This is a genomic window from Kitasatospora sp. NPDC032757 (assembly GCF_055579305.1).
The window spans coordinates 52,563-63,996 of the sequence record NZ_JBVINN010000049.1; the positions used below are offsets into that span (position 1 = coordinate 52,563).

The window sequence follows — 11,434 nt, forward strand, 5'->3', positions numbered from 1 at the left end:
GACGTCCTGCACGGTGTTGCAGAGGGGCGAGCATGCCGGGGATGCCCGGGATGACCCACCGGGCGGGCACCTCCCAGGGTCTCGCCCGTGGCCTCGCCGCCGAGCAGGACGGCTACCGGCTGAACGCCGCGACCTGCGGCGTGCCGGCCGGGCGACCGACGGCCTTCCGGTTCACCGTCACGGGCCCCGACGGCTCCCCCGTCACCGACTTCGCCGTCCACCAGACCAGGAAGCTCCACTTCTACGCGATCCGAACCGACCTCACCGGCTTCCAGCACCTGCACCCGGACATGGCCGACGACGGCACCTGGACCGCCGATCTCGCCGCCCTGACCCCCGGCACCTGGCGGGTGTACGCCGACTTCATCCCGAACACCGGCGCCCGCGCCACGGAGCTCGTCCTCAGCCGCACCGTGACAGTGCCCGGCAAGGCGGCCCCGGTGCCCCTGCCCGCGCCGAGCGACAGCACCACCGTCGACGGCTACACCGTCACCCTGCGCGCCCGGCCGATGGCCGGTGCGCACCAATCGGTTGCCACGATCAGTCAGGACGGCCGACCGGTCACCGATCTCCAGCCCTACCTGGACAGCTACGCCCACCTCAGCGCCTTCCACGAAGGCGACCAGGCACTCGCCCACCTCCACCCGGCGAACCCGGTGAACGGTGACCACGGCGGGCCCGCCCTGACCTTCCAGGCCCTGCTCGCCGAGCCGGGCGGCTGGCGGGTCTTCCTCCAGTTCCAGACCGCAGGGCAACTGCACACCGTCGAACTCACCCTCTACGTCGACTGACCTGCCACTGACGACGCGGTGCCCGGCCCTCGCACCACGAGGACCGGGTACTGCGGCTGCGGACCGTCAGCGGGCGCCGGTGCGCTTGCGGCGCCACCACCAGGCGCCACCCGCGGCGAGCACGGACACAGCTGCACGATGGAAGGAAGAAGGTATTTCCAGGGCTTGATTGCGTCCTCGCGCAGCCAGCGGCGCCAACGGTGCGCCGGTCTCGGCGGGTAACCGGCAGACCGGTGCTTTGGCCTCGGCGACCTGCACGGGGGTGAGGCAGGCAGGATGCCCGCTGCGATTGCGGTCGTCCAGGGCCGGCAGGGCGCCTTCGGCGAACCGGCGCCGCCAGGTCAGTACCGTGACCAGGTGCGGCGTGGTGTCCCGGGCGATCCGGACGACCAGCACGCTGGGACTTCGCACGCCAACTCCTGCACGACGACGGCCTCAAGCCCGAGGACCGCCTCGCCGGCCGGCTTCTCCTCCTCTACCCCCAAGGACCGGCCAGGATCAGCCGGCTGACCGTCCAGGACATCGTCATCGATACCGCGGAAGTACGACTCCACCTCGGCCGTGCGCCCCATTCAGCTGCCCGAACCCGTCGCCGCAATGGCCCCCACACCGTCGCCGCGAACCGCAAGGGACACACGACAATCGGCGCCCTGACGCCATCCCCTCGGCTCTTCCCCGGCGGCCAGCCCGGACGCCCGGTCAACACCTGCCAACTCACCCAGCGACTGAACCGGCTCGGGATCCGCTCCGACCAGGCCCGCAGCACCGCGCTCTTCCGGCTCGCCACCGAGATCCCCGCCACGATCCTCGCCCGCACCCTGGGCATCCACACCGACGTCGCCGTCACCTGGCAGCGCTTCTCCGCCGGCGACTGGACCAACTACGCCGCCGAAGTCAGCCGGCGGCCGATCACAACAGGTCGATCCCCAGCATCGAATACGTGATCATGTCCCGACGCTCCTCGCCCACCCGCTGCCAACTGCGGAGCAGGCCCTCGCGCTGGAAGCCGACACGCTCAGCCGTCCGGGGATTCCAGGACACGGAGCTGCTGGTGGGCGACCCGGTCGACGCGCTGCCGGGGGTGGGACGGTGAGCGGGCGGGGGCGAGGGCGGCGCCGCCGTCGCCCGCTCACCGCGGCCCGCAGCCATGACGACGGACAGGAACAGGGCGAGGCCGGGCGCGGAGCCGGACGGCGAGCACCGGGAGGTGGAGACCACCTGGCCGGTGCTCGCCTCCCTGTTCCAGTTCCGCATCGCCACCGCGAAGCAGCGGTGCCGGCTGCACACCCCGGGCGGCGGCATCGAGAAGACGCGCGGCCGGCTGCGGGGGCCGGGCCGAGGAGCCCACGCCCCGACCAGCAGCGGCAGGTCCGGCCGGCACCCATGGTGAGCGACTCGCGGATCGGCCTTCAGCCGATGGAGCGAGCCCCCTCGATGAGCCCCATGCGGGCCTCGTTCAGGGCTTCTGTCTGCTTGATCAGGTGATCAACGGCGTTGGTCACGAGAGCCATCTCGGCCGGCGTCGTCCAGCCCGGCCGGTGGATGATCTTGAGCAGCTCCTCGTGACCGTCGTTGGTCACGGACTTGGTCACCGTAATGAGGTGGTGAATGCGCTGCTCCAGGTGAGCCAGCTGGTCCTTCTCCATGGTGTGCCCAACTTTCCTCGGTCGTGGTGGCACGAACAGGCCATACCTACCCAAGCCGGCTCGCCTTGCCATCGGACCGAACGGGTGGCGTCACCCGGTCTCCTCCGACACGGGTCAAGGGGCCACAGGAGTTCGCCCGCCGACGCGCCCTCGGAGAACGCACCCAGGACCGTGGAAGGGCTGCCGGTCCGACCGGACTGCCGAGTCGGCTGAGGATCGCTCCGGTCGCCACGCGTCAGCAGGAACAGTCCGCACCTCGGGTCGTGGGGTGCTCGGTCACGTTGGTGCGCTTCTCCAGTCGGCTGCAACCACGCTATCCCGCGTCGCGCGGCGACAGCCGCCGTGTAATCCGGTCGAACAGATCCTCCAGCGGCTCGCCGACGTCCCGACCGAACTCGGTCAGCCCGTAGGTGACCTGAGGCGGGGTCGTCGGCTCGACCTCCCGCCAGACCAGGCCGTCCTGGACCAACGCGCGCAGGGTCTGGGCGAGCATCTTCTCGCTGATGCCCTGGATGCTCTCTCGCAGCTCGTAGAACCGGAGGTCGTGGCTCCGCAAAGAGATCAACACCCAGATGCCCCACCTGCTGGTCACATGGTCGACCACATCTCGCGCGGGGCAGTCGGTGTGAAACACCTCATACCGCTGCTCCGCCTCGGCCCGTGTGTGCTGCACGCCTACCACCATGTGATGAGCTTACCCAAAGGTATGTCCTTACCAAGAGTAAGCCCGGCTCCTAACGTGAAGGCCACAGAACACATGTGACAGGGAGCTGATCATGATCGTGGTGACCGGGGCTACCGGGAATGTGGGCCGGCCGTTGACGCGGGCGTTGGCCGAGGCGGGCCGGCAGGTGACGGCGGTTTCACGGCACGCGGCGGCAGTGCCGGACGGCGTCCGCCACGTGGCGGCCGACCTGGCCGAGCCGGCCGGCCTTGAGCCCGCGCTGGCCGGAGCGAAAGCGCTGTTCCTGCTGCTGTCCGGCGACATGCACGCCGCCGGAGCCAGCCCGGCCGACATCATCGGCGCAGCCGAGGCCAGTGGGGTCCGCCGGGTCGTCCTGCTCTCCACGCAGGGCGTGGCGACCAGGCCCTTCGGCGCAACGCGGATCGCGATGCGCGCGCTGGAGGACGTGCTGCGGGAATCCGGCCTGGAGTGGGCCGTCCTGCGGCCGGGCGGCTTCGCCTCCAACGCCCTGTGGTGGGCCGAGTCCGTCCGCGCGCAGCGGGTCGTCGCCGCGCCCTTCGGCGACGTCGGGGTGCCCATCATCGACCCGGCGGACATCGCCGAGGTCGCGGCGGCCTGCCTGCTGGATGACCGGCACGCCGGCGGCGTGTACGAGCTGACCGGTCCGGAGGTGATCACACCGCGCCGGCAGGCGGAGGCCATCGCCGCCGCGCTGGGCTCGCCGGTGCGGTTCCATGACCTCACCCGCGACGAGGCCAAGGCCGCCATGGCCCAGAGCATGCCGGCCGAGCTCGCCGAGGACACCCTGACCATCCTCGGTTCCCCGAACCCGGCCGAACTGCGCGTCAGCCCGGAGGTCCAGCGGATCCTCGGCCGCGCCCCGCGCCCGTTCGCCGACTGGGCCGCCCGCAATATCGCCGCGTTCCGCTGAACCAGGTCAGCGTCGCTGGAACTGATCGGCTTGCGAGCAGTGATCAGGACCTGTGGATCGGTCCTGGAAGGAGGTCGCCGAGCAGGCTCGCACGACGCCCACCCACAACCTTTGACCGTTGCTCCCAGCCCCTCCGCCGTCCGGGCGGGCTTACCTGGCGAGTGGTGCAGGTCGCGATGTCCCTGCTCCTCTTGAGATCCGGACGATCACCCGCTCGGACGTCCCACCTGTCCGGGCTTACCGAGGAGTTGCCGCGCTTCACGGGCGGGGTGGCCGGTTGTCAGGGCGCCCAAGGCAGTCGTACCGCCTCGATCTCGGTGTCGTCCAGCAGCGCTTCGATGAGGGCTGGGGGTCCGGCGACCTTGGTGGCCCACAGGTCGTAGTCGGTGCACAGGACCCATGAGAGGTCCTCGGCCCAGAGGTTGGAGGGGCTGAAGCCGGCCTCGGGGTTGTCGTACAGAATCTCGGCATCGCCGAGGCGACCCGCACGCACATGGAGGTTGTCGAACTCGGTGGCCGCGAGCGTCAGGGGGTTGTAGTAGGCCAGGCATGGACTGTCGGGACCTGCGGGGCTGTGCCCGGTGAGGACGGCGATCAGCCGGTTCCAGGTCTCACGGTCCAGGCTCCCTTCGGTGGGCGGGACGATGCCGAGCGGCCAGCTGCCCTCCTTCTTGACCGAGGGAAAGCACCGACAGGAGGGCAACAGCCCATCGGGCACAACGGGGTCGCCGGTGCGGCCGGCCAGCTCCGCCCAGCGCAGCCGTCGCCAGCCGCGGCCGGGGTGCTCGGCGCGGCCCAGGCCGCCTCCCGTGGCGATGCCCACGTCGAGGTCGATGCCCGCAAAGGTGTTGGGCTGGAGGCTGCCGTCTGCCAGACCCGCCTGGCGGTAGTCGTGGTACGACAGGTCGGCCGGCCCCTGTTCGTGCTCGTACATGGCGTTGAGCACCCAGGCCGAGTCAGGCATCGCAGGCGGCATGAAGCCTGTCACACCATCGCCGCACAGCTCCAGCAACCAGTCGGTCGCACCCGACGGCGCGAGCGGCCACAGGTCTGACAACGAATTCGATTCCTCGCGCATGCGGTCATGATCCCAGGAGCGACGCCGGCCACCATGCGAGGTCGAGAGGTGTGCCTCGATAGAGGGAGCAGAGACCGTGGCCGCCGCTGTCACCGCGGCAACAGGCCCCGGCGGTGGACCGATCAGCACAGGCTACGGCGGCCCCGACGACAGCTCTTCCGATCCTCACCGCCGATCGTCGGCCGCTCGCTGTCGAGGCGCTCGACCGCGCAGTTGCCAGGCGACCGAGCTCGCCGGTCTCCGGGGCGGAACGGTCCGTTTCCAGGGCGGAGGGGTGATGATCTTGGTCGGGTCCGGGGGCTAGGGTGACGCCGTGTCTGTGATCCATGATCGTGATGATGTCGTCGACCGGCTCGAGCCCTTCCGCCGGGAGCTGACGGCCTACTGCTACCGGATGCTCGGTTCGGCCTTCGAGGCCGAGGACGCCGTCCAGGAGACGCTGGTGCGGGCCTGGTCGAAGTTCAAGGGCTTCGAGGGTCGCTCGGCGCTGCGTACCTGGCTGTACCGGATAGCGACCAACGTCTGCCTGGACATGGCTCCGGCGGCCCAGCGCCGGGCCCGGCCGATGGATCTGTCCTCGCCGGGTTCGGCCACCGCACCGGACCTGGCGCGGCTGGAGGAGAACGTCTGGGTCGGGCCGATCCCCGACAAGCGGGTGCTCGCCGGGGATCCGGCCGAGGTGGCGGTGGGGCGGGAGACGATCCGGCTGGCGTTCGTGTCCGCGCTGCAGAGGCTTCCGGCGCGCCAGCGCGCGGTGCTGATCCTGCGCGAGGTGCTGGCCTGGTCGGCGGCCGAGACCGCCGAGCTGCTGGGGGCCTCCGTCGCCTCGGTGAACAGCGCGCTGCAGCGGGCCCGGACGACTCTCGCCGACAGCGGTGGGGTGCCGGACACCGACACCTTCAAACCGCTGGACGAGACCCAGCAGGCCCTGCTGGCGAGGTACGTCAGGGCGTTCGAGGCGTTGGACGTGGAGGCGTTGCGGCGGCTCCTGCACGAGGACGCGGTCCTCAACATGCCGCCGTACCAGATGTGGGTGCGGGGCGTGGTGGAACTGGGCGAGTGGTGGCTCGGCGCGGGCTGCGGGTGCCGTGGGTCGCGGATGATTCGGGTGGAGGCGAACGGCACCCCCGCGTTCGCGCAGTACCGGCCGGCCGAGGACGGCGACGGCTGGACGCCCTGGGGCATCACGCTGCTGGAAATCACCGACGGCAAGATCAGCACGATGACCAACCACATGGACACCGAGCGGCTTTTCCCGCTGTGGGGGCTTCCCATGCGGCTGACCGCCGGGACCGCCGGGAGCTGACGGCCCGGCGCTCCCGCATGCGCGTACCCCGGCCAGACCGGTGACCGCCGGCCGCAGCCGAGGCCGCGGCCCGGCGCTCCTCGGCCCGGAACCAGCCGGCCGACGGGCCCGCCGAAAGTGCCGTGAACCGCATCAAGAAGATCAAGAGTCAGCTCTACGGCCGAGCTGGATCCGAACCACTTTGCATGATGGTCCTGCTTCGGTGACCGCCGGTGAGGGGCTCCCGACGATCACCGCCAGGGCCGGCCGGCGGGGTCCTTGCCGGCGAACGGATCGTCAGGACCGAGGCGCTGCACGGCGGCATCGCCGCCGAAATGCGGAGGCTGACCATCGTGCGGGACGGCCTGGCGTCTCGGAAGAAGGGCAGTCGGTGGCGCAGCCATGGCGGGAGGCACGGAGGACAGAGCTGACGACGCGAGCCGTGGAGGAGCGGCTGGATGCCTACGTCACCGCCCCTGGTGGAGGCGCCGGGCTAAGCCCAGGCGGTGCGGGGCGCCGACCCGCTGCCCGGCCGGTCACCGGGTGGAGGGCCTCGCGTGCTGCTGCCGGGCCACCGGGGAGGCCGGCAGTCGGCCGGCTCGCGCGTACCGGCCCGCGAGCGGTGCCAGCGCGAGCGCCGGTGCCGCCGCGACCACAGCGCACACCCCGGGCCACCCCACCGCCTGGTAGGCATGGGCCCCCGCCCAGGAGCCGACCGTCCCGCCGAGGTAGCCGCAGGTCATGTACGCGGTGTTGAGCCTGCTCCGCGCATCGGGGCGCAGCGCGTAGATCCGCACCAGGTTGGCGACCGCCCCGCACTGCATCCCGACGTCGAGCAGCAGCGTGCCCGCCACCAGGCCAGCGAGCCCGACCGCGCCGCCGACGGCGCCGGCCGCCAGGACGGCCGCCGAGCCGGCGACGGTGAGCAGGCAGACCAGGGTGACGGCGTCCGGTCCCCGGCGGTCGACCTGCCGCCCGGCGAGCGGTGTGCAGACCATCGTCACCGCGTTGACCAGGGCGAGTGCCCCGACGGCCGGTGGGCCCAGCCGGTAGGCCGGGCCGGTGAGGAGGAGCGCGATGGCGGTCCAGACCGCCGAGAAGGCGCCGAACGCCGCTGCCTGGCAGAGGCAGGAGCGGCGCAGTCCGGGTTCGGTGCGCAGCAGGCGCAGTGGTTCGGAGATCAGCGCCGGGTAGCTCTGCCGGGAGGTCGGGGTCGTGGTCGGGAGCAGCCGGGCGAGCAGGACGGCGAGGAGCAGGGAGAGTGCCGCCGCCGCGAGGTAGGGGGCCCGCCAGCCCAGCCACTCGCCGAGCGGCCCGCCGAGGGTGCGGGAGAGCAGCATGCCGCCGAGGGATCCGCTGAGCAGGGTGCCGGAGACGACCCCGCGTCGTTCCTCGCCGACCAGCCCGGCGGCCATCGGGCCGATGACGGGGGCGGCCACGGTCGCCGCGCCGGCGAGGACGGCGGCGCCGGCGAGGGGCGGCAGGGCGGGTGCGGCGCCGGCGGCGGCCAGCGCGAGGCCGGCGAGGCCGAGCAGGGTGGCGATGAGCGGCCGGTGCGGGATCCGGTCGCCGAGCGGGACGATGAGGAAGATCCCTGCCGTGTAGCCGAGTTGGGTGGCCGTGACGACCAGGGCCGCAGTGTCGGGGGTCGTCCGCAGGCTCTGCGCGATCAGCGGGCTGATCGCCTGGGGGAAGTAGACGTTGCCCACGGCGACTCCGCAGGCGAGGGCCAGCAGCAGGATCGTCCGGCGGTCGGGGCGGGCGGCCGCCGGCCCGGTGGGCGGGGTGTTTCGCTCTGTCATGGTCCGGAAGTCCACGCCATGTCGGCGGCCCGGCCAATCGATGTAGCTTTCCGCTTAATGATCCGTTTCCACGCCGATATGGAGGGCCTCGCCGACACCCGGTTCGCCGTCTCGCCTCTCCAGCAGGTCATGGGCAGCCTCTGGGCGCCGCGCGATCCGGGCCGCTACCCGCTGCACGGCCCGTGGCGCGGCGCCGTGCTCGTCCGGCTCGCCCGTCGGACCTGCGGCTGCTGCTGTCGCCGGCCGGTGAGAGCCGCGCCCTGCCCGAGTTCCTGACGCCGCGGCCGCCGACCTTCGCCCCGTCCTTCGAGGAGGAGCCGGCGACCGTCCGGCTTTGACCTGCCGGGGCCGGGGTGGCGGCTCCGGGCCGTTGGGGTTCAGAACCCGGTCAGTGTGGTCTTGCCGATCGCCGACCCGTTCTCCTGCAGCCGGTGGGCCTCGCGCAGGTTGGCTGCGTTGACGGGGCCCAGGTCCCGGGTCGCGGTGGTGGTGAGCAGTCCGGCGTCCACCAGCCGGGCGACCCGGTTCAGGATGTGATGCTGCATCTGCTGGTCGGCGGTGTGGAACATCGACCGGGTGTACATGAACTCCCAGTGGAAGGAGATGCTCTTCGGCTTGAGGGCGCGGATGGCGAGGTTGTCGAAGTCGTCGATGGCGACGATCCGGCCGAACGGGTTGAGCGCCTCGGCGTAGGCCGACAGGTACCGGTCGGTGGCGGCGGTGCTGAAGACGTGGTCGACGCCACCCGGGGCGACCTCCGTCAACTGCTCCACCAGCGGCCGCCGGTGGTCGATCACGTGGTGGGCGCCCATCCGGCGGGCGAACGCGGCCGACTCCGGGCGGGACGCGGTGCCGATCACGGTCAGCCCGGTCAGTGTCCGCGCCAGCTGGACGACGATCGAGCCGACCCCGCCCGCAGCGGCTGTGACCAGCAGGGTGCCGGTCTCGTCGAGGGCGCCGTACCGCAGTCCCAGGCGCTCGAACAGGCCCTCCCAGGCTGTCAGCGCGGTCAGCGGCAGGGCGGCGGCCTCGGCGAAGGTGAGGGTGGCCGGCTTGAGTCCGACCAGCCGCTCGTCCACGGCGTGGAAACGGGAGTTCGCGCCCGGCCGGTCGAGTGCGCCGGCGTAGTAGACCTCATCGCCGACCTCGAACAGGGTCACCTCCGCGCCGACCGCGACGACGGTGCCGGCCGCGTCCCAGCCGAGCACCCGCGGCTCGCCGCCGGGGTCCACGTTCTGGCGGATCTTGTAGTCCACGGGGTTGACCGCGATGGCCTCGACCTGGACCAGAAGGTCGCGCGGTCCGGGCTGGGGGACCGGAAGTTCGAGGTCGAGCAGGCTCGCAGGGTCCTCGATGGGCAGGTTGGTGAGGTATCCGACGGCAGGCATGGTGGCGGGGCGGGGGCCGGTCATGGTGCGGGTGTCCTTACGGGCGCGGGAAGGGTGGGGGGAACTGCGGCTCGGCGGTCGTGGGTGCCGGTGATCGGCCGCTTCCGGTGATCCGCCGCTGAAGGTGATCCGCCGCCGGCGGTCAGGCGAATTCCGGTGTCATGGCGGCAGCGATCTTCAGGTGCGGAGCGGCCTGCTCGTCCAGGTCCAGGCGCTGAAGGGTGCGACCGAGCATGAGCCGGAGGTAGGAGTCGTCCGGCAGGTCGGCGACCAGCTGTTCCAGGGTTTGCCGGGCGCGGCCGAGCTGGGCGGAGGTGAAGTACGCGCGGGCGGCGAGGCGACGTACGTTGAGGTCGTCGCCGTGTTCGTCGAGCAGCGGTTGGAGCAGGGTGAGCGCTCCGAGGGGGTCCCGTAGGTCCAGGAGGGACTCGGCGTACCGCAGGCGCCCGACCTCTTCGGGTACATCGCGTTCCGGGCCTGCGGTGGCGAGGAAGTCGGCGATGATGTCGGGTGGTTGTGCGCCGGCCAGGGCCCGGTCTCCGACGACGATCGTCGGGGAGGTCTTGATGCCCCGCGCCTTGCCGATCAGGCGAAGCTCCCGGACGGTGCGGTCGGCCGCGTCGGTGTCGAGCAGCGCGGCGGCTTCGGCGAATCCGGCGGCGGTCGCAAGGGTCCTGAGTGTGTCACGCGCGCTGATGTCGTGTGCCTCGACGAAGTGTGCCCGCATCAGGTGCTCGGCCACGGTGTCCTGCAGTGCGCTGCCGCCGTGCTCGTGGGCGAGGGCCAGGAGCCGGTGGGCGTCGTGGCTGCTGGATCGCCAGGCCGCGCCCCAGTTGGGTCCCAGCCCTTCTGCGGCTGCGATGCGGGAGATGGGCACCCGGTCGCCGGCGGTCGCCGGTCCCTGCGTGGTCGGTGGGTCCACCACGCACCGGCCTGCGGTGTCGTCGACCATCGGGTCGCGCTGGGCCGGTTCCACCGGGAGGGCCTGGGCCGGGGCGGTCGGGTCGATCCGGTAGGGGCGCCAGACGACCTCGATGTCGCGGGCGGACAGCGCCGGATCGGCGAGGGCCGTCTCCAGCCGGCGCTTGCCGATGTAGGCCCAGGGGCAGACGACGTCCGCCCAGATCTCGATGCGCATCTTCGCCCTCATGTCCTCTCTGAGGGTCTTGCCTGCCGTGCGGGTGTTCAGGCCGGTGTGGGCGCCGGGCGCCCGCACCGGCCTGCGGAGCGGGTTGACGACCGGGGCCGGCCGTGGGGGCGGTCAGCCGATGAAGTCGGCGAGGTTTCGCTTGAGCTGGTCCTTCGGCAGGGCGCCGACGATGGTCTTGACGGCCTTGCCACGGGCGAAGACCTTCAAGGTCGGGATGGACATGATCCCGTACTGGGCGGCGAGAGCGGGGTTCTTGTCGATGTCGACCTTCACGACCGTCAGGCGGTCGGCGTGCTCGGCGGCGATCTGCTCCAGGGTGGGGGCGATCATCCGGCACGGCGGGCACCAGGTGGCCCAGAAGTCGACCAGGACGGGCGTGTCGCTCTGGAACACGAGCTCCTCGAAGTTGCTCTCGGTTGCGGTGATGGTGGTGCCGGCCATGGGAGATGTCCTTGATCTGTCGGTGAGTCGGGTGGTTTGGGTGAGTGGTGGTGGTCAGACGGCGACGGCGACCATGGCGGCCTGGGCCTCGAGGTCGGCCAGCGAGGCCAGGTAGCGCTCGGCGTCCAGGGCGGCGGAGGCGCCGGTGCCGGCGGCGGTGATGGCCTGGCGGTAGGTGTGGTCCACGACGTCGCCGGCGCCGAAGACGCCCGGGACGTTGGTCCGGGTCGAGGGGGC

Annotated in this window: 14 protein-coding genes and 2 pseudogenes; 6 read left to right on the forward strand and 10 right to left on the reverse strand. The window is 71.7% G+C overall.

Going from position 1 to position 11,434, the window contains the following annotated elements:
• The first annotated feature begins 41 nt into the window (after positions 1 to 41).
• On the forward strand, positions 42 to 791 hold the full coding sequence (locus ACZ5WK_RS35135) for a hypothetical protein (protein ID WP_465553748.1): 750 nt from the start codon (positions 42 to 44) through the stop codon (positions 789 to 791).
• A gap of 66 nt (positions 792 to 857) precedes the next feature.
• Here ACZ5WK_RS35135 and ACZ5WK_RS35140 read toward each other — a convergent pair whose 3' ends face one another.
• The gene (locus ACZ5WK_RS35140) at positions 858 to 1,202 is read right to left on the reverse strand and encodes a helix-turn-helix domain-containing protein (protein ID WP_465553750.1); all 345 of its coding nucleotides are present in this window, start codon (positions 1,200 to 1,202) and stop codon (positions 858 to 860) included.
• Positions 1,203 to 1,700: 498 nt separating this feature from the next.
• Positions 1,701 to 1,832 (reverse strand): hypothetical protein, encoded by a 132-nt coding sequence (locus ACZ5WK_RS35145; protein ID WP_465553752.1) that lies wholly within the window; start codon positions 1,830 to 1,832, stop codon positions 1,701 to 1,703.
• A gap of 106 nt (positions 1,833 to 1,938) precedes the next feature.
• Between ACZ5WK_RS35145 and ACZ5WK_RS35150 the strand changes: the two genes are divergently transcribed.
• The gene (locus ACZ5WK_RS35150; RefSeq protein ID WP_465553754.1) at positions 1,939 to 2,181 is read left to right on the forward strand and encodes a hypothetical protein; all 243 of its coding nucleotides are present in this window, start codon (positions 1,939 to 1,941) and stop codon (positions 2,179 to 2,181) included.
• Positions 2,182 to 2,200: 19 nt separating this feature from the next.
• On the opposite strand, the gene ACZ5WK_RS35155 is transcribed toward ACZ5WK_RS35150, so the two are convergent.
• Entirely contained in the window at positions 2,201 to 2,437 is a 237-nt protein-coding gene (locus tag ACZ5WK_RS35155; RefSeq protein WP_465553756.1) for a hypothetical protein, read from the reverse strand.
• 313 nt (positions 2,438 to 2,750) lie between these two features.
• Complete coding sequence (locus ACZ5WK_RS35160) at positions 2,751 to 3,122, reverse strand: winged helix-turn-helix transcriptional regulator (RefSeq protein ID WP_465553758.1); 372 nt, start codon at positions 3,120 to 3,122, stop codon at positions 2,751 to 2,753.
• A gap of 91 nt (positions 3,123 to 3,213) precedes the next feature.
• Between ACZ5WK_RS35160 and ACZ5WK_RS35165 the strand changes: the two genes are divergently transcribed.
• Positions 3,214 to 4,053, forward strand: a complete 840-nt coding sequence (locus tag ACZ5WK_RS35165) for an SDR family oxidoreductase (RefSeq protein ID WP_465553760.1) — start codon at positions 3,214 to 3,216, stop codon at positions 4,051 to 4,053.
• Between the two features lie 280 nt (positions 4,054 to 4,333).
• On the opposite strand, the gene ACZ5WK_RS35170 is transcribed toward ACZ5WK_RS35165, so the two are convergent.
• Positions 4,334 to 5,131 carry a hypothetical protein gene (locus tag ACZ5WK_RS35170; protein ID WP_465553762.1) on the reverse strand — a complete coding sequence of 266 codons (798 nt, stop codon included), beginning with the start codon at positions 5,129 to 5,131 and terminating at the stop codon, positions 4,334 to 4,336.
• A 313-nt stretch (positions 5,132 to 5,444) separates the two neighbouring features.
• On the opposite strand from ACZ5WK_RS35170, the gene ACZ5WK_RS35175 reads away from it, so the two are divergent.
• Entirely contained in the window at positions 5,445 to 6,437 is a 993-nt protein-coding gene (locus tag ACZ5WK_RS35175) for a sigma-70 family RNA polymerase sigma factor (RefSeq protein ID WP_465553764.1), read from the forward strand.
• A 352-nt stretch (positions 6,438 to 6,789) separates the two neighbouring features.
• A pseudogene (locus tag ACZ5WK_RS35180) lies at positions 6,790 to 6,913 on the forward strand (aminoglycoside phosphotransferase family protein); the annotation flags it as partial.
• A gap of 39 nt (positions 6,914 to 6,952) precedes the next feature.
• Here the strand turns inward: ACZ5WK_RS35180 and ACZ5WK_RS35185 are convergent.
• On the reverse strand, positions 6,953 to 8,218 hold the full coding sequence (locus ACZ5WK_RS35185) for an MFS transporter (protein ID WP_465553766.1): 1,266 nt from the start codon (positions 8,216 to 8,218) through the stop codon (positions 6,953 to 6,955).
• 57 nt (positions 8,219 to 8,275) lie between these two features.
• Between ACZ5WK_RS35185 and ACZ5WK_RS35190 the strand changes: the two genes are divergently transcribed.
• Entirely contained in the window at positions 8,276 to 8,494 is a 219-nt protein-coding gene (locus tag ACZ5WK_RS35190; RefSeq protein WP_465553768.1) for a hypothetical protein, read from the forward strand.
• Between the two features lie 101 nt (positions 8,495 to 8,595).
• On the opposite strand, the gene ACZ5WK_RS35195 is transcribed toward ACZ5WK_RS35190, so the two are convergent.
• From ACZ5WK_RS35195 to ACZ5WK_RS35210, 4 genes and pseudogenes are all read right to left on the reverse strand, one after another.
• Complete coding sequence (locus tag ACZ5WK_RS35195; protein WP_465553770.1) at positions 8,596 to 9,630, reverse strand: zinc-binding alcohol dehydrogenase family protein; 1,035 nt, start codon at positions 9,628 to 9,630, stop codon at positions 8,596 to 8,598.
• Positions 9,631 to 9,748: 118 nt separating this feature from the next.
• Positions 9,749 to 10,744 carry a DsbA family protein gene (locus tag ACZ5WK_RS35200; RefSeq protein ID WP_465553772.1) on the reverse strand — a complete coding sequence of 332 codons (996 nt, stop codon included), beginning with the start codon at positions 10,742 to 10,744 and terminating at the stop codon, positions 9,749 to 9,751.
• A 123-nt stretch (positions 10,745 to 10,867) separates the two neighbouring features.
• Entirely contained in the window at positions 10,868 to 11,197 is a 330-nt protein-coding gene (trxA, locus tag ACZ5WK_RS35205) for a thioredoxin (RefSeq protein WP_465553774.1), read from the reverse strand.
• A 54-nt stretch (positions 11,198 to 11,251) separates the two neighbouring features.
• A pseudogene (locus tag ACZ5WK_RS35210) lies at positions 11,252 to 11,434 on the reverse strand (thioredoxin-disulfide reductase); the annotation flags it as partial.